General features: G+C 56.7%; 16 protein-coding genes. 5 read left to right on the top strand and 11 right to left on the bottom strand.

Annotated elements, in window-relative coordinates:
* Positions 1-27: 27 nt before the first annotated feature.
* Together cobS and ACR0K5_RS02860 are read right to left on the bottom strand one after the other, a co-directional pair.
* The gene (gene cobS, locus ACR0K5_RS02865) at positions 28-1,014 is read right to left on the bottom strand and encodes a cobaltochelatase subunit CobS (RefSeq protein WP_480628226.1); all 987 of its coding nucleotides are present in this window, start codon (positions 1,012-1,014) and stop codon (positions 28-30) included.
* Between the two features lie 148 nt (positions 1,015-1,162).
* Positions 1,163-1,768 (bottom strand): methyltransferase family protein, encoded by a 606-nt coding sequence (locus tag ACR0K5_RS02860; protein ID WP_480628225.1) that lies wholly within the window; start codon positions 1,766-1,768, stop codon positions 1,163-1,165.
* Positions 1,769-1,965: 197 nt separating this feature from the next.
* Here ACR0K5_RS02860 and ACR0K5_RS02855 point away from each other — a divergent pair, with 197 nt between their 5' ends.
* Positions 1,966-2,403 carry a ribonuclease E inhibitor RraB gene (locus ACR0K5_RS02855; protein WP_480628224.1) on the top strand — a complete coding sequence of 146 codons (438 nt, stop codon included), beginning with the start codon at positions 1,966-1,968 and terminating at the stop codon, positions 2,401-2,403.
* Between the two features lie 237 nt (positions 2,404-2,640).
* On the opposite strand, the gene ACR0K5_RS02850 is transcribed toward ACR0K5_RS02855, so the two are convergent.
* Positions 2,641-3,195 carry an NYN domain-containing protein gene (locus ACR0K5_RS02850; RefSeq protein WP_480628223.1) on the bottom strand — a complete coding sequence of 185 codons (555 nt, stop codon included), beginning with the start codon at positions 3,193-3,195 and terminating at the stop codon, positions 2,641-2,643.
* Positions 3,196-3,352: 157 nt separating this feature from the next.
* The gene (locus ACR0K5_RS02845) at positions 3,353-3,979 is read right to left on the bottom strand and encodes a J domain-containing protein (protein WP_480628222.1); all 627 of its coding nucleotides are present in this window, start codon (positions 3,977-3,979) and stop codon (positions 3,353-3,355) included.
* Between the two features lie 107 nt (positions 3,980-4,086).
* Between ACR0K5_RS02845 and ACR0K5_RS02840 the strand changes: the two genes are divergently transcribed.
* Positions 4,087-4,341, top strand: coding sequence for a BolA family protein (locus tag ACR0K5_RS02840; RefSeq protein WP_480628221.1), 255 nt, complete (start codon positions 4,087-4,089; stop codon positions 4,339-4,341).
* Positions 4,342-4,354: 13 nt separating this feature from the next.
* Here ACR0K5_RS02840 and cysK read toward each other — a convergent pair whose 3' ends face one another.
* Entirely contained in the window at positions 4,355-5,431 is a 1,077-nt protein-coding gene (cysK, locus tag ACR0K5_RS02835) for a cysteine synthase A (protein ID WP_480628220.1), read from the bottom strand.
* Positions 5,432-5,646: 215 nt separating this feature from the next.
* Here cysK and ACR0K5_RS02830 point away from each other — a divergent pair, with 215 nt between their 5' ends.
* Entirely contained in the window at positions 5,647-6,363 is a 717-nt protein-coding gene (locus ACR0K5_RS02830) for a hypothetical protein (RefSeq protein WP_480628219.1), read from the top strand.
* The gene (locus ACR0K5_RS02825) at positions 6,360-7,046 is read left to right on the top strand and encodes a hypothetical protein (protein WP_480628218.1); all 687 of its coding nucleotides are present in this window, start codon (positions 6,360-6,362) and stop codon (positions 7,044-7,046) included. The genes ACR0K5_RS02830 and ACR0K5_RS02825 overlap by 4 nt, the downstream gene beginning before the upstream one ends.
* Before the next feature lie 37 nt (positions 7,047-7,083).
* On the opposite strand, the gene ACR0K5_RS02820 is transcribed toward ACR0K5_RS02825, so the two are convergent.
* The 6 genes from ACR0K5_RS02820 to pepN form a co-directional block, all read right to left on the bottom strand.
* Entirely contained in the window at positions 7,084-7,497 is a 414-nt protein-coding gene (locus ACR0K5_RS02820) for a DUF4177 domain-containing protein (protein ID WP_480628217.1), read from the bottom strand.
* Between the two features lie 80 nt (positions 7,498-7,577).
* A complete protein-coding gene (pepT, locus tag ACR0K5_RS02815; RefSeq protein ID WP_480628216.1) occupies positions 7,578-8,834 on the bottom strand; it encodes a peptidase T in 1,257 nt (418 codons plus the stop codon).
* A gap of 148 nt (positions 8,835-8,982) precedes the next feature.
* A complete protein-coding gene (gene gatB / locus ACR0K5_RS02810) occupies positions 8,983-10,494 on the bottom strand; it encodes an Asp-tRNA(Asn)/Glu-tRNA(Gln) amidotransferase subunit GatB (RefSeq protein WP_480628215.1) in 1,512 nt (503 codons plus the stop codon).
* Positions 10,495-10,575: 81 nt separating this feature from the next.
* On the bottom strand, positions 10,576-11,835 hold the full coding sequence (locus ACR0K5_RS02805) for a hypothetical protein (protein WP_480628214.1): 1,260 nt from the start codon (positions 11,833-11,835) through the stop codon (positions 10,576-10,578).
* Positions 11,836-11,963: 128 nt separating this feature from the next.
* Complete coding sequence (locus ACR0K5_RS02800; RefSeq protein WP_480628213.1) at positions 11,964-12,392, bottom strand: hypothetical protein; 429 nt, start codon at positions 12,390-12,392, stop codon at positions 11,964-11,966.
* Positions 12,389-14,941 carry an aminopeptidase N gene (gene pepN, locus ACR0K5_RS02795; RefSeq protein WP_480628212.1) on the bottom strand — a complete coding sequence of 851 codons (2,553 nt, stop codon included), beginning with the start codon at positions 14,939-14,941 and terminating at the stop codon, positions 12,389-12,391. Before pepN ends, ACR0K5_RS02800 begins: the two co-directional genes overlap by 4 nt.
* A 222-nt stretch (positions 14,942-15,163) precedes the next feature.
* Here pepN and ACR0K5_RS02790 point away from each other — a divergent pair, with 222 nt between their 5' ends.
* Positions 15,164-17,299 carry a malate synthase G gene (locus ACR0K5_RS02790; RefSeq protein WP_480628211.1) on the top strand — a complete coding sequence of 712 codons (2,136 nt, stop codon included), beginning with the start codon at positions 15,164-15,166 and terminating at the stop codon, positions 17,297-17,299.
* Positions 17,300-17,356: the final 57 nt, after the last annotated feature.

The raw sequence follows: 17,356 nt of genomic DNA, 5'->3' as shown, positions 1-17,356 counted from the left end.
CGCCCGGAATGGGCGCAATTCGGGTGCTTATCCCAGGGTCGCACTCGCAGCGCTTTCCGGCAATTCCTCGTCGAAGCAGCGCTGATAGAATTCGGCCACGGTCTGACGCTCCAGCTCGTCGCATTTGTTCAGGAACGACAGGCGGAAGGCATAGCCCACATTGCGGAAAATCTCGGCGTTTTGCGCCCAGTTGATCACGGTCCGCGGGCTCATCACCGTGGACAGATCGCCGTTCATGAAGGCGGTCCGGGTCAGGTCGGCGACAGTGACCATCTGGCTGACGGTTTTGCGACCCTCGGCGGTGTTGTAATGCGGGGCCTTCGACAGCACGATCATCGTCTCGGCATCGTGGCTCAGATAGTTCAGGGTCGAGACCAGCGACCAGCGGTCCATCTGCGCCTGGTTGATCTGCTGCGTGCCGTGATACAGACCAGTTGTATCGCCCAGACCAACGGTATTCGCGGTGGCAAACAGACGGAAGTTCGGGTTCGGCGTGATGATCTCATTCTGGTCCAGAAGCGTCAGCTTACCGTCATGCTCCAGCACGCGCTGGATCACGAACATCACGTCGGCACGGCCCGCATCATATTCGTCGAACACGATGGCAACCGGGTTGCGCAGGGCCCAGGGCAGGATGCCTTCGTGGAATTCGGTCACCTGCTTGCCGTCGCGCAGTTTAATCGCGTCTTTGCCGATCAGGTCGATCCGGCTGATGTGGCTGTCCAGGTTCACGCGCACGGCAGGCCAGTTCAGGCGGGCTGCAACCTGTTCGATATGGGTCGATTTACCCGTGCCGTGATAGCCTTGGATCATGACGCGGCGGTTATGGGAAAACCCTGCCAGAATCGCCAGCGTGGTTTCCGGGTCGAACTTGTAGGTCGGGTCGATGGCAGGCACGCGGTCGCTGCGCTCGGCAAAGCCCTTGACCGCCATGTCACTGTCAATGCCAAACACGTCACGGACCGAGATGTCTTCGGTGGGTTTTGCGTTGATATCGATCGATCCGTCAGCCATGCGCGTTGTCCTTATCCTCTGCCCCGTTCTCCGGGTTTGAACCCGTGTGTGGTGCAACATATTGCGGGCAAGGGCAAGGGAAAGCGGTGCGCGCCGAAAGGTGAGCAGGCTTTTCTTTCAATCTGGCCCTATCGCCGTGCGGGGCAGGTCATTCCAGAATAGCGTCACGCACGCGGATCAGGCTGCGTTCATCAACAAATCGAGGGGTCGACTGCATATAGTCCTGAAAGGCGCGACCATAACCCTGCAACAGCCAACGCTCCTCGTTCAGAACGAACAGAAAATAGATCACGAACAGCGCCGCCGCCAGCGCCAGAGTAGCCCAGGATCCGCTGGCAATGCCCAGCCCCACCGTGGCCAGAACCGAAGTCACGTATTGCGGATTGCGTGAATAAGCGTACATGCCGCCGGTAACCAACCCGTCGCTTTCGCAATAGGTGTTGTCCAGCCCCAGAAAGCGATAGCCCCAAAGCGTTATGCCAAACGATATGACCATGATCGGCACGCCAATCGCATATCGGAGCCAATGACCCCAGCCATTCACCCAAACTTCAAACAGGGCGAAGGCGATCGTGGCACCGCAGAACAGCCGGAACAAACCGAACGCTGTGTGATGCCTCCACCCGCTGGCGCTTGGCCACAGGCCAAGCCGCGGCAGGCGGAGGTTGAGGGAAAGGTATCCGCCCAGCAACAGGGCCGAACCACAGGCAACCAGAAGAGCAATTGCATGAACGTTGTAGATCAGGGGGTCCATATCGATTTCCGTTGGCAGGTCATATTCAGATATGGGCGCAGGTCACGGCCCATGGGACAGGCCGTAACAAGTGTTTGTAACAGAGTGAGGACGACCAGGCGCGCCAGCGCAAAGGAGTCCTGCCTGCTGGAGCCAGTCATGGGATTTCAACCGGCAGGTATTTCAAACAGCTGGACAGCGTCGACAAGAGTTGAAGAATGAGAAACCGTCTGCTTAGTGTTATGTACGACCAAGGTAGAGGGCGCGAACTGATGAAATCCATCTTGTCGGATATTCACACAAGGGTTGTCGATCGGTTCTTTAAGCCGAGCAATGCACAAATGTTGGCCTCGGCTGCGGATCAGGGACTGGATCTGTCCAAACCAATAACTTTTACGTTCTACTTAGCTTTTCGGCATGCCAATGACGCCGATAAGGTTGCTGCCAGGCTCGAAACCATGGGCTACAAAATTACCCGGGAAACAGATCAGGAAGACTCCTATCCGTTTGAGGTGGAAGCTGAAGTTGAAATCCCCGGCACCGAAAATGAAATCGAACAGCAGGAGGTGGTCTTTCGAAATTTCACGAGAGAATACCCTGCACGCTATGATGATTACAGTATCTCTTTCACAGACGAAGACTCCGAGTTTTTTTGATCATCCTTAACTTGGGTCTTCTTTTTCTCAGGGTGAAACAAAACACAAATGTCTCGTTTCACATGTCACTGAATGCGTGAAACGGGTTTTGGGCCTGATGGCCGACGCGAACGGACGGCGCGCGCCAGGTCTCGACAGGCGCCCGCTCCCGGTCACGACTGTTCATGTTGAAACACAGAATCCTGAACAGATTCGTGCTTGGCTCACCCTTTTCAGCCCGTGATCAGGCGCATTTGCCTATAGCGAAAACCAAAGCTCGTCTTTGCGAAAGCCACCTTTCACAAGGCGATCCGCTTGCAACACATCCGGAAACTCGTCAACCCAATCCCGAAACCTGTCGTTTGTAACGATGCGTGCGCTGCTGTCCCGCGCTGCTTGCAGAATCAGCGGGTCTGCCGGTGTCCCTTTGGGGGCGACCATCACCCGTTTGGCCCGCAAGCCCAAAGCGCGGCTCAACGCCCGGTCGCTCATGTAATGACCTTCGAGTTTATACCCGGCATTCGCATCAAACACGACGCCCGGTTTGAATCCGGCTTTCTTCAAAGTCACAATAACGTGCTGCAACGCGCTCAGATCCGGCGTGCCGTCTTTCCAGTGCATGACGTTCGAGCCATCCACGATGATCCATGTGTTGGCTCTGCGCCATCTGGACCAAGCGCGGATCAGAAGGATCGCGCTGGCCACCACGCACAGTAAAGCCAGAAGAAACCGCCAATCCGCATCAGTCGGATAAAAACTGGCAGCGATTAACCCGCTTAGTGAGACGAGCAACAGGCAAATGGACGTGCGCAACGAAACTGATCCCTGGAAATTCCTGTCCCGATCCTCCACCACTTTCACGGGGATTGAAACAGGTTTCCATACGGAATTTGCGCAGTTGTATCAGGTTGTGTCATTCGCGGCCCTCAGCCATTCAGCTGCAGCACGCCGCAAAAGTAAAGCAGAGCCCTTACTTGAAGTTCCGGCTGTCCTTGATCTGATCCCAGGCCCAGACAACTTCCTGTAGCTGCTCTTCCTGGCTGCGGTCGCCACCATTCATATCCGGGTGCAGAACTTTGATCAGTTTCTTGTATGCTTTGCGGACCTCAGCCTTGGTCCAACTGTCGTTTGCCTCAAGAATTTCGATCGCACGACGTTCGGTCGGCGGCAGGCGACGTCCGCCACCACCCGAGGTGCGGCCTTTGTTCTGCGTGCTGTTGGCACCCAGCACCTGATGCGGGTCCTCGATGCCCAAACGGGCCCACGCACGGGCTTCGGGATCGCCCATGGGCTTGGTTTCACGCTCCCATACCTTGTCTTTCGACCGCTGCGCGTTCAACTCAGCCTCGGTGGTGCCGTCAAAGAAGTTCCATTTCTGGTTATACTCGCGCACGTGCTGTTGGCAGAACCAGAAGAAATCATCCAAGACATCGGGCGCTTTGGGGGCACGGAACTTACCCGGCTCGTTGCATCCCTCATGATCACAAATCCGGACCGAGGTCTCGGACGCACCCGACATGCCCCGGCGCCCGCGCGGGTTCTTTTTCTTGGCGCTGGAAACGGACATATCGAATCCGAAGGGGTCTGATTTCGCCATGCTCTCATCCTCACGAACGCATCTTTTCGACTCGGAGGCAGCAGTTTAATCTAAGCAGCCGAAAGTAGAAGAGGGGAGCGGTAAATTTTTTGCCGCTGAGCGAAAAAATGAGCGTGACCGACGATATCCGAACCCGCCTGCAAGCCGCCTTTGATCCGCGCGAGCTTGAAGTGATCGACGACAGTGAAAGCCATCGCGGCCATGCTGGCTATCAGGACGGCGGCGAAAGCCACTTCAGCGTCCGTATCCGTGCCAGAGCATTCGAGGGCCAATCCCGTGTCGCCTGCCACCGCGCCGTGCACAAGGCGCTGGGCGACATCGTGCCCCGGATCCATGCACTGGCACTGGATATCGGAACCTGAATTCCATTGCGTGTCAGTCCGCGTTCATCTGTGCAGACGGCGTAGATGACGAGATTGCGTACTCTTCTTCCGTCATTCCTTCTTCGATTCCCTCGAACAATGGGGTCGACAGGTAGCGCTCGCCCGTGTCCGGCAGCATGACCAGCATAACGGACCCTTTCGGCGCGGTTTCCGCGATTTTCATAGCCACCGCAAAGGTCGATCCACCCGAAATTCCTGTGAAAATCCCCTCTTCTGAGGCTAGTCGGCGCGACCATTCGATCCCTTCCGGACCGGAAATGGGGATCAGCTCATCGTAATAGGATTTGTCGATCGCTTCCTGCAACACCCATGGGATGAAATCCGGTGTCCATCCCTGAATCGGATGCGGCTCGAAATTGGGGTGGCTTTCCGTCGGCTGATGGTCGCCGTTGCGGGTGTTGACGTAGCCCGATGAAACGATGGCCGCATTTGCCGGTTCGGTCAGGATGATCTGTGTTTCGGGCCGCTCTTTCCGCAATACTCGAGACACGCCTGAAACGGTGCCGCCGGTTCCGTAGCCCGTCACCCAATAGTCCAGCCGTTTCCCATCGAAATCGGCAAGGATTTCCCGCGCGGTTGTATTCTCGTGAATATCGGCATTAGCAGAGGTTTCGAACTGGCTGGCAAGGAACCAACCGTTTTCCTCGGCCAATTCCTTGGCCTTGGTGTACATGCCAAACCCCTTCTGCTCTTTGGGAGTCAAAACTACTTTGGCCCCCAGAAAGCGCATCAGTTTGCGCCGCTCCACCGAGAAGCTTTCGGCCATCGTCACAACCAGCGGATAGCCCTTGGCCGCGCAGACCATGGCCAGCCCGATCCCGGTATTGCCGGAAGTTGCTTCGACAATGGTTTGGCCGGGCTTCAGTCGCCCGTCACGTTCTGCAGCTTCGATGATGTTCAAGGCCAACCTGTCCTTGACAGAACCGGCTGGGTTGAAGGCCTCGAACTTTACATAGACGGTAACATGGTCCGGCGCGATCCGGTTGACCCGGATGCACGGTGTGTCACCAACTGTGTCGAGGATGTTGTCGTACAGGCGCGTCCGCCCCTGTGTCTGCCGAATAGCCATTTCGATGTCCCTTTCCGGTTGTCCGGTTAACATGCCACAGATTTTCCGAGGGTGTATCTTTTATTGCCTTTGCAGGCATGGTTCACGTTCAGGTTGTGACGTGCCCAGAGGCCGGAGGGCATGGTGCCAAAGCGATAGGCTTGACTTCGTTGGTTGACGATTGACGCACTGCTAACCATAAAATCGACGACTGATCATTTTAGGAATTTATAAGCTTGAAAAGAATAGCTCCTGTTTGCGCTATTGCAGTTTCCTGCGCATCGCTGGCGGCAATACAGGTCGCAGCGCAATCATCAAAAGCAGGCCTAACGCTTTTTACCGATCTCGTATCTGCACCGCTCGAGATTTTGGATGCAGAAGCCGCGTTTGATTGCCCAAACGCTATGCGACCAGCAAAAACTGAAGTTGAGTTTGACGTTGACCTCTATGGAAACGATTTGACACCGTTCGACGGAACTTCAGGCAAAAGGAAACCTGTCGTCGTACGCCGCGGAAATCAGGTGACCCCTCAAGCAGAGCAACGTAAGCTTCCCTCGAGGTTCAGCAAAAAACACTACTCAAAGGCGCGGGTTGCCGCTGTTTCTGATTTGCGTTTGCATACAGTTTTTTATCTTTGCGAACTCTACGGTTATCCGGAATTCGTGCGCCTTGACTACTCATTGTCCGGGCACGTTCACGACTATTCGGTTCAATTTCAAGGTACGCTGAGCCCAGACAAAAACGAAAATCTCAACATAACATATTCTGAAAACACCAGACGCATAAGGAACCACAAAACGGGTGAGTTTGAAACGTTAAAATACGGAACTATGCGAGCGGATTTTGACTTGGGTGAGGTGCCATTTCGGATCAATAAAGACCTACCTGATTTACCGGTTAATCTGAGCCATTATCTATATTTCGAAGTCCTCAATGCGGATGCAACGAATTGAAAACTATGTCGTTTCACGTCAGTTGGCTGGTTTCCTTCTTCACGTTCTCGATAAGTGCTTGGGCCTATGCAGAACCCGCACGTATTTGGTTTGTCGATTTCCGGCAGACCAAATACGTTGTTGCTCGACTGACTCCCGTTCCACCTGCAGTTGGCAGTGAGCCTTGCAGAGAAGGGTTTCAATATGTCCGCCTGGAAACACAGGCGAACCTGAGCGAGATAGGTCAGATCTCGGCGGGAACGAATGCTCCGGAGCATTATCAATCAACTGCAATTGAGAAGGGAAAGGTTCGTAAGAATCTGAATCTCGAAGTGGCCCTTGCTATCGAAGGGTGTTCCTTTGGGGTCCATTTTGTACCCCTAAGCGGACACATTGACCTTTTTGGTGGTTTTGGTTCGGCACAAATCGGTCCAAGCCGGTTTGGTTTTATCCCTTCACGGAAAAACAACACGATGGATGCCACGTACACCGCACAATTGTCAGGTAGCGTTCGAACACCTGGATTTTGGCGGCGAAAGGAAATTGTCCCGCCTCCAAGCGCGCCGGGCACACGTCAGATTGGAGAACTTTTGGTGTCAATCGATAAAGGCCCATTCGCCATCTTGAATGCAGATTTTGCGGACGACGTTGTGGCCTTGGGATTAGGTTTAAAGATTGTTCTAGAATCAACTGAGAGTGAGTGAACCAGCGGGGCCAGGTAATTAGCCTTTGCTGAACCGTTTATGACTTTTCTGCCTCTTCCGAAATTACATGCTTCCCCTTCAACGACAAGGGCGGTTCATCTGCGTCCACTGCAATCGGCTTCGGCGCTCGCACCTCATCGGGGCCCGGAATCGGTTGGGCGAGGGGGGCGTCACTTGTCTCAGGCACTTTGCCGACCTCCGAGACATCAACTTCCTCGGCCACCACGCGGCGGAACACCAGCACATTGCGCCAGTTCGTGGTCGATCCGGTCAGGCCCGAGCGTTCTTCGCTGGGCAGAAGTTCAGCCCGCTGGTATTCCCAGCCGTCCTGGCCCATCTGATTCAGCAGTTGCTCGACCGAGGTGGCAAAACGACCTTCGGCCGTTTTCACACCTTTTGTTTTGACGCCTTTCTGCGGGGCGGGGATGACCTTGTATTCGTAGCGCTGCATCAACTGTTCCTAAATGCGTTTCCGCGCCAACTTAACACGCTGACCCCCGGGTGAAAGGGCCGTTGCCCAACCGGCGGATTTCAGCCCTGACTATTCCCTTCGGCCTGTGCTGCCTTGGCCACAACCGAAAGGCACAGTTCCGTCGCCAGCGCCATGTCCTGCACCGAAATCCACTCCAACGGACCGTGAACGCACTGCATCCCGGTGAAGATGTTGGGGCAGGGGGTGCCGAATTCGGTCAGGCGTGACCCATCCGTGCCGCCTCTGATCGGCACTGAAAGCGGCTCGATCCCCAACTCGCGGCAGGCATCCCGCGCCAGCTCGACAGGTGTCATGTCGTTTTCCAGCCAATAGCGCATGTTGCGGTACTGGTGGCTGATGTCACAGGTGATGGTCGCACGCGGTTCCGTGGCCTGCACGGCCGCGCAAACCTGACGTACAATGTTGCGCTGAGCCTCTAGGCCATCCAGTTCGAAATCGCGCAGGATCAGTTTGATTTCCATCTCGGACGAGCCGCCATTCATGTCAGTGACATGGATGAAACCGTCACGCCCATCCGTCACTTCGGGGGTCATCGTGGCCTGCGGCAGGGTCTGCACGATTTTGGCGGCCAGATGCGTGGCATTTACCATCTTTTCCTTGGCCAGTCCGGGGTGGATTGAAACGCCTTCGATCCTGATCACCGCACGGTCGGCTGAAAAGCTTTCGTATTCGATCTCGCCAACTTCCTGACCGTCCAGAGTGTACGCGAAGTCCGCACCAAGATCTTTGGGCAGTTGTTCGGTCACACCGCGCCCGATCTCTTCGTCCGGGGTAAAGGCGATGCGGATCGGCCCGTGCGGAATATCCGGATTTTCGATCAGGTGCCGCGCCATGGTCATCAGGATCGACACACCCGCCTTGTCATCTGCACCCAGCAGAGTCTTGCCCGATGCGGTGATCAGGTCATGGCCGATCTTTTCGGCCAGATAGGGATTCTCTTCTGGGGACAGAACCAAATCCGGATTGTCAGGGAAAGTGATGTCGCCACCATTATACCCCTTGATCACCCGCGGCTTGACGCCGGCTGCATTGAACTGAGGGGCCGTATCGACATGGGCCAGAAAGCCCACGGTCGGCCCGGGTGCCGTTCCGGGAATGGTGGCGACCACCACGCTGTCGCCTGTCATTTTGACGTCCTGCGCGCCGATCCCGGCCAGTTCATCGCGCAGCAGGTTGAGCATGTCGAACTGGATCTGAGTGCTCGGGGTCGAGGGGGACGTCTCATCACTTTGACTGTCGATGGCGGCATAGCGCACCAGCCGGTCTTCAAGTTCCTGATCAAATCTGTTTTGCATAATACCTTACCTCTCTGGAGCGGAAGAAAGAGCGCAAACAAGGGGGAAGTCAAGCCGAAGGCTTGACCTCAATTCTTAAGAATTCATAAGGTTTTGGATTGTACAAACCCGTCGTTGGCTGCTGACAGGCTTGTACAAAACGAAAGGTTTACGAACCCAGCTTCTTGCTGACCAGTTCGTTGACGGCCTTCGGATTTGCCTTGCCGCCGGTCGCCTTCATGACCTGGCCCACGAACCATCCTGCCAGTTTCGGATTCACCTTGGCCTTCTCGACCTGCGCCGGGTTTGCGGCGATGATCTCGTCCAGGGCGGCTTCGATAGCGCCGGTGTCGGTGACCTGTTTCATGCCACGGTCTTCGACGATCTGCGCCGGGTCGCCACCTTCGGTATAGACGATTTCGAACAGATCCTTGGCAATCTTGCCCGAGATGGCGTCTGATGAGATCAGGTCAATGATGCCTGCGAGCTGCGCCGGTGAGACGGGGGACTCGGTGATGTCGTGGTCTTCTTTTTTCAGGCGCCCAAACAACTCGTTGATCACCCAGTTCGCTGCCAGCTTGCCATTACGGCCTTTGGCAACCTCTTCGAAATAGGCGGCGGACTCAACCTCGGCCGTCAGGACCGACGCGTCATAGTCGGTCAGACTGAACTCACTGATAAAACGTGCTTTTTTGTCATCAGGAAGTTCCGGCAGCTTGGCGGCGATGTTATCGACCCATGCCTGCTCGATTTCGAGCGGCAGCAGATCAGGGTCGGGAAAATAGCGATAGTCATGCGCTTCTTCCTTGGACCGCATCGAGCGGGTCTCGCCCTTGTCCGGATCATACAGGCGGGTTTCCTGATCGACAGTACCGCCACCTTCGACGATGGCGATCTGGCGGCGGGCTTCGACCTCAATCGCCTGCTGGATAAAGCGCATCGAGTTCATGTTCTTGATCTCGCAACGTGTGCCGAGATGAGAGAAGTCCTGTGTTTCCTGATACTTTTCATAAGCACCCGGCAGACAGATCGAGACGTTTACATCCGCGCGCAGGTTGCCGTTCTGCATGTTACCGTCGCAAGTGCCCAAATAGCGCATGATTTGGCGCAGCTTGGCGATATAGGCCGCAGCTTCTTCGGGGCCACGGATATCGGGGCGGCTGACGATCTCCATCAGGCAGACACCGGTCCGGTTCAGGTCGACAAAGGACATATGCGGGTCCATGTCGTGGATCGACTTGCCCGCGTCCTGTTCCATGTGGATGCGTTCGATGCGGACCATGCGCGCGGTGCCGTCACCCATTTCGACCAGCACTTCGCCCTCGCCCACGATGGGGTGGTAGAGCTGGGAAATTTGGTATCCCTGCGGCAGGTCAGGGTAGAAATAGTTCTTGCGGTCAAAAGCCGATTTCAAATTGATATCCGCCTTCAGGCCCAGCCCGGTGCGCACCGCCTGTTCCACGCAGTATTCATTGATCACCGGCAGCATTCCCGGCATCGCCGCGTCCACGAAGGCCACGTTCGAGTTCGGTTCGGCCCCGAATTGGGTCGATGCGCCCGAAAACAGCTTGGCATTGGACGAGACCTGCGCATGCACCTCCATCCCAATTACCAGTTCCCAATCGTGCTTGGCCCCGGCAATGGTTTTGGGTTTGGGCATTTCGTATGTCAGGTCGAGCATGGCGCGCCTCATTTCCGCAGAAGTCTAAACCTGCGTATTAGGCCCGGCTGGGCCTAGGGGCAAGGGGGAATCCTGTCGTGTTCAGTTCTGAGAAAACTGCAGACCCGATGGTGTGAATGTCACATCCATACCGCTGCGCAGTTCTTCCCGAAACAGATCCGAGATGGCGCGCAAGGCATCGCGCTGACCGCGCGCAGCAAATCGTTCGGGTGAGTTGATGCGGACAGAGTTGTTGAAACCGTTGGCCGCGTGCGCCCAAGTCAATGGGTGCAATTCGGTCATATGATCTCGGATAAGCCAGTTTGCAGTGTCGCGCATCCGAGACCGGACAAGGTCGGCCTGATCGTTCAGGCCCTGACCGTTCTGCACGGTGATCGCGCAGTAGGCTGACAGCATGTTGATCATCTGCTGATCGGGCCGCAGCCGCACAATATCACGCAAACCTTCAAGGAAATACTCAACATCAATCCGGGCACAGGCCTCTTCATCCAGTGCGATGGCGTCGAACTGCACCCATGTGTACCCGGCGGCGCCCCAGATTTGCTGTGTCCTGGCGGCAGTCCGCAAGGCTTGCAGTTCAAGCTCTTCGTAGCTGCCGAACCACCGGGGCAGAAGGTGGCTGCCCATCGCGCGCATATGGCGCTGATTGCGTGGATCCAGGGTGATCAGGCGTTCATATTCGTCAGAAACCCGAGCGTTGGATTTGCGTTGACCAGCTAGGAGCGCACAACCAGCCGCTGCAATCAGGGGGCTTTCAGGTGCATCTTTCCTGCAGTTGGGCAGGATCGCTGCGGCCCGGTCGAAATGAGCGGCGCAACGTGACCGGTGCAAGGGCGGCAGAGCCGCGTCCGAGGCCGTTCCGCGCCACGCCCATGCCAGATCGATATGGGCAAGAGCCACGATTGCGGCGATCATTGGATCATCTGGGTTATCCGCCATTTCGCCTTCAAGTTCCGAGATGCCACCTAACAGGTCGTAATCCGAGATGGCCTTGCCATCCGAGAGCGCATGTTCGGCGGCCAATACAACGTCAGATCTGGCGCCGAAAGCCAACAGATCGGCAACCGGCATACCATCCGATACGGCGGCGCGATCCTCATCAGCTGCGCGCATTTCCTCCGACAGTTCCGTCCAGCGATCCTGCCGGGCCAGATAACGGCCATGTTCGATTGTGGAATGTCCGATCAGATCGTCGCAGGCAGATTTCGCAACAGGAATATTGAGCTGACCTTGCTCTGGCAAGGCAGCCGCCAGCGCGGATTTTGTCGCGCACAAATCCGTTGAAGAGTTTGAAGGAGTAGCTGTGGATGGGGCGAACAGCGCCCTTAGCGACCGAAACATGGCGAAACTCAAAACTGTAAAACTTATAACTGACACCGAAGTCTGGCGGGATATCAGGTTCAAATCAAGTAAATTGCCTAAAAGTTTCTCCTTTCTGTGTCCAATTCACCCCTCAAAGGCCCAGTGTTTCAGAAAACAGTGAAATGATGCCGTTCTACCCGAAATCCGGCTTGTTCTAGGCAGGTTTCCAAATCCCGATGCATCGGAAGGGCCTCATCAGGCAGGCGGATTCGTTTGCCGGAATGCAGAACAATGGACACACGGACGGAAAAGTCCCAGCGGGTGTCAAAACGGAAATGATCGATATCGCGCAACGCGATCTCACCCTGACGATTTCCGGTGAACCAGCTAATGGCGTCTTGATTTAATTGCATGCCCGCGCTGGTGTTCTGAACTACGTCCCATAGCGCGGGCAAGGTGGCCAAAGACAGCAGCCCAGCGATCCACCATGCAGCGTCAAATAGAATAATCAGCGCCAGCAAAGCCGCGTAAACGCTGGCCAGGATGACCAGCGTTCGTGAGTTCCGGTTGCTGCGGGTGAAGCTGTAAGGCGTCATGTGCCGAGGATGCGGGACACCATTTCGGTTGTGTCGCGCGACAAGTTCGGTGTTTCCGCGATACGTGAAAGCTGCGCACGCATAAGGGCCTGACGTTCTGCATCATACCGTTTCCAGGTCTGGAATGCAGAACACATTCGGGCAGTGGTTTGCGGGTTCACCGGGTCCAGACGGATCAGCCAATCGGCCAGCAGGGTATATCCGGTCCCGTCCGGCTCGTGGAACCCTGCGTGGTTCATCGCCAACGCACCCATAACGGCGCGGAATCTGTTCGGGTTTTTCCAGTTGAAATCTGAATGCTGGGTCAGAGCCGTTGCTATTGCGGAGGTCGTTTCGGGTGCCGCCATCGCGACCTGCAAGCCAAACCACTTGTCCATGACCAGCCGGTCGTGCTGCCATTGGTCATAGAAGGCAGTCAGCTGTGCCTCACCTTTGCGGGCCCGCAAAAGGCAAGACAATGCAGTGAGTTGCAACGTCATATTGTCCGCATTGGCGTACACATCTTCTGCCATCGCTCCTCCGTCCAGACGAGACGTCAGTGCCAGTGCAGCGCTGCCAAGTGCCCGTTTGCCCGATTGTTTGGCGTCTGGGATGTAGGGGCCGTCCACCAAAGTCTCGCTGTGCAGGCGAGGCAACAAGTCCTGAACATGCTGTGCGGTGGCCTGCCGCAGCGTTTCCACCGCGACCCAGATCGCCATGGGGTCGGGGGTCTGACCGCGTTCATGCAAGGCTGCTGCCAACTCAGACTGTGTCGGTAATCCCAGCATCAACGCACGATAGGCTGGGTCAAGTTCACCATCGCGCAGCACGGCCAACAGCCCGTCGAGATAATCGGCGTCTGGTGCCGCATCATCCAGGATCATCCGCATCAAAGTGTCCTGTGCCAGCGACCGTCCTGCCTGCCACCGGTTGAACGGGTCCGTGTCATGCGCCAGCAGAAACGCGCGTTCCGCGTTCGAGTGATCATGTTCCAGAATAACCGGGGCCGAGAAATCGCGCAGGATCGAAGGTGTGGGTTTCGCTGCCAGCCCGGTGAACTGAAAGCTCTGCTCGGCCTCTGTCAGTTCCAGCACTTCGGTCGCGTGAACCTCATCCCCGTTTGGTCCCAACAAACCAACAGCGACCGGGATCACCTGAGGCAGCTTCTCATCCTGTCCCGGTGTAGGGTCGGTGCGTTGTTTCAACGTTAGGGTGTAATTACCGTCAGCCCAAACTTCGGACACGGTGACGCGAGGCGTACCCGACTGACTGTACCAGCGTTTGAACTGAGACAGATCCCGGCCCGTGGTGTCTTCGAACACCCTCAACCAATCTTCGATGGTACAGGCCTGACCGTCATGGCGGTCAAAATAGAGATCGAGTGCTTTGGTATAGGCTTCATCCCCGACCAACCGCTTTAGCATACCGATCAGTTCGGCGCCTTTTTCGTAAACGGTTGCCGTGTAGAAGTTGTTGATCTCCTGAAAGCTCTCGGGCCGCACCGGATGCGAGAGAGGACCGTTGTCTTCGGGAAACTGCCGTGCACGCAGGTCAATGGCATCGTGGATGCGTTTCACCGGGGCCGAGCGCATGTCGGACGTAAACTGCGCATCGCGGAACACGGTCAGCCCCTCTTTCAGACACAGTTGGAACCAATCCCGGCAGGTTATTCGGTTGCCGGTCCAGTTGTGGAAATACTCATGGGCGATGATCGCCTCGATCCGCTCGAAATTAGCGTCGGTTGAGGTTTCAGGGCTGGCCAGAACGGCCGAAGAGTTGAAGATGTTCAGCCCCTTGTTTTCCATCGCGCCCATGTTGAAATCATCGACGGCCACGATGTTGAAGACGTCCAGATCGTATTCACGGCCATAGACGTCTTCGTCCCATTTCATCGATTTCTTCAGGGCCTCCATGCCAAAGGCGCATTTTCCTTCGTCACCCGGACGGACCCAGAGGTTCAGTTCCACATCGCGGCCCGACATGGTGGTGAACTGGCCGGGATGGGCGATCAGATCGCCAGCGACCAGCGCGAACAGGTAGGCGGGTTTGGGCCATGGGTCGGTCCATTCGGCCCAACCTGCGCCCTTGCCCGACGGGTTGCCATTGGACAGAAGCACGGGAAGATCGCCATTGATGCGCACGGTAAATGTGGACATCACATCCGGTCGGTCCGGGTAGAAGGTGATCTTGCGGAACCCTTCGGCCTCGCATTGCGTGCAGTACATGCCATTGGACATGTAGAGCCCCTCTAGCGCGGTGTTGTTGCCGGGGTCGATCTCGACCTCGGCCTCCCAGACGAACGGGGCGTCTGGTGCATCGGCAGTCAGGCCCTTGTCACTAACCTCAGGGGTGATCTCGGACCCGTCAATTGTCGCGCGGATCAGGGTCAGCTCCTCGCCATGCAGAAAGAAGGTGCGATCGGTGGCATCGGGATTCGGGCGGAACGCGATACGAGAGGTGACGCGCGTCGCATGATCCGCGAGGTCAAAGGTCAGATGCACGCTGTCCACCAGATAGCCGAACGGCGTATAGTCTTTCAGGTAGATCGTAGTAGGGGCGGCGTCGCGCATCGGGGGCCTCGCATCGGTTCGTGTTTGGCGCGACGTTATGGGCTCTGCCGGGTGCCTGCAAGCAGAGAGCGGATGCCCCTCTGCCGCCCATCGGGTACGTGATGAATGTGATGTGACCCAACGGATCGACCGTTAATGGGTGCAAGGCGTGTTGCCTATCGGAAACTTCGCCCTTAATTGAGGCCTGCATACAGTGGCGTACAAATGCGGGAGATGTCGAACATGAGCAGCAGGGAAACCCGGAACGGTCTGCAGATTGCCGTCGAACTGGCGGATTTCATCGAGAATCGGGCGCTGCCCGGAACTGGCGTGTCATCCGAGGCGTTCTGGTCCGGCCTGTCCCGCATGACCGATGAGCTGGGACCGAAGAACAGGGCGCTGCTGGCCAAACGGGCTGAAATTCAGAGCCGCGTCGATGGGTGGCACATGGCGAACAAGGGTCAGGAACACGATGCCAAAGCGTATCAGGCCTTCCTGCGCGAGATCGGGTATCTGGTCGAGGAAGGTAATGCGTTCCAGATCGAAACCGCTGATGTCGATCCCGAGATTGCCCTGACCCCCGGTCCGCAACTGGTGGTTCCAATCACCAATGCACGCTTTGCCTTGAACGCGGCCAATGCACGTTGGGGCAGCCTGTATGATGCGCTTTACGGTACAGACGCGATGGGTGATCTGCCTGCGGGTGGTGGCTATGATGCCGCGCGCGGCGCTCGTGTGATCGCGTGGGCCAAAGCTTTTCTGGATGACGCAGTGCCGCTGGCGTCGGGATCATGGGCAGATGTCTCTGAGCTGAGCGTCAAGGATGGCGCATTGACCCCGGCGCTGAGTGATCCTGCTCAGTTTGCCGGATTTGGCGGCGCAGCGGACAAGCCCGACTTTGCGCTGTTGAAAAACAACGGTCTGCACATCCAGATCATAATCGACCCCACCAGTAACATTGGCGCAACCGACCCCGCTGGCATTGCAGATGTCCGGTTGGAATCCGCTCTGTCTACTATCATGGATTGCGAAGACTCGGTGGCCTGTGTCGATGCGGCGGACAAGGTTGTTGCTTACGGCAACTGGCTGGGGCTGATGAAAGGCGATCTGACCGAAGAAGTCACCAAGGGTAGCACCACATTCACACGAAAGCTGGCCGATGACCTGAGCTTTACCAGGCCTTCGGGTGATCAGGCCAAGTTGAAAGGCCGTTCTCTGATGCTTGTACGGAACGTTGGTCACCTGATGACCAACCCGGCCGTACTGGATGCCGAAGGGCGCGAGATTGGTGAAGGTTTGATGGATGCGCTTTGCACCACGCTGATCGCCATGCACGATCTGAAGCGCGAAGGCGGCAACTCTGTCGAAGGCTCTGTCTATGTCGTGAAGCCCAAGATGCACGGGCCCGAGGAAGTCGCGTTCTCGGTCGAGATTTTCGACATGGTAGAAGACATTTTGGGCCTGCCACGCAACACCGTGAAGCTGGGTATCATGGATGAAGAACGCCGCACTTCGGCCAACCTTAAAGAGTGCATTCGCGCCGCGAAATCGCGGGTCGCCTTCATCAATACCGGGTTTCTGGATCGCACCGGCGATGAAATTCACACTTCGATGGAGGCCGGTCCGATACTGCCAAAGGGCGACATCAAGAACACGCCATGGATTGCGTCCTACGAAGATCGCAATGTCGATATCGGTCTCGCCTGCGGCCTGAAGGGCAAGGCGCAGATCGGCAAAGGTATGTGGGCCATGCCCGATCGTATGGGCGATATGCTGGAGGCCAAGATCGGTCACCCTCAATCCGGTGCAACCTGCGCCTGGGTGCCGTCGCCCACCGCCGCGACCCTGCACGCAACGCATTACCACAAGGTTGACGTGTTGGCCCGCCAGGACGAATTGGCCGCTGGCGGTGCCCGTGGCACCCTGGATGATCTGTTGACCATTCCGCTTCTGGGTGGTCGCAATCTGAGCGACGAGGAGATCACCCGAGAACTCGAAAACAATGCGCAGGGCATACTGGGCTATGTGGTGCGCTGGGTTGATCAGGGTGTGGGCTGTTCCAAGGTGCCTGACATCAACGATGTCGGCCTGATGGAAGACCGCGCGACCTGCCGGATTTCGTCTCAGGCGCTGGCCAACTGGCTGCATCACAGCATCGTGGATGAGGCTCAGGTGATGGCCGCATTGCAAAAGATGGCTGCCGTGGTGGATCGCCAGAACGAAATCGATCCAAGTTACACTCCGATGGCTCCGGGATTTGACGGCATCGCCTTTCAGGCGGCGTGCGATCTTGTGTTCAAGGGGCGGGTTCAGCCCTCGGGCTACACAGAGCCGGTCCTGCATGCGCGCCGTTTGGAATTGAAAGCCAGCCACGGATAACCCCAATCAAAACTCGCAGGTCGGTTGCTTGCGGGCCTATTTGAACTCCAATCCGAC

This window comes from Ruegeria sp. AB9 (assembly GCF_056542585.1).
This window is presented reverse-complemented; position numbering and strand designations above follow the sequence as displayed.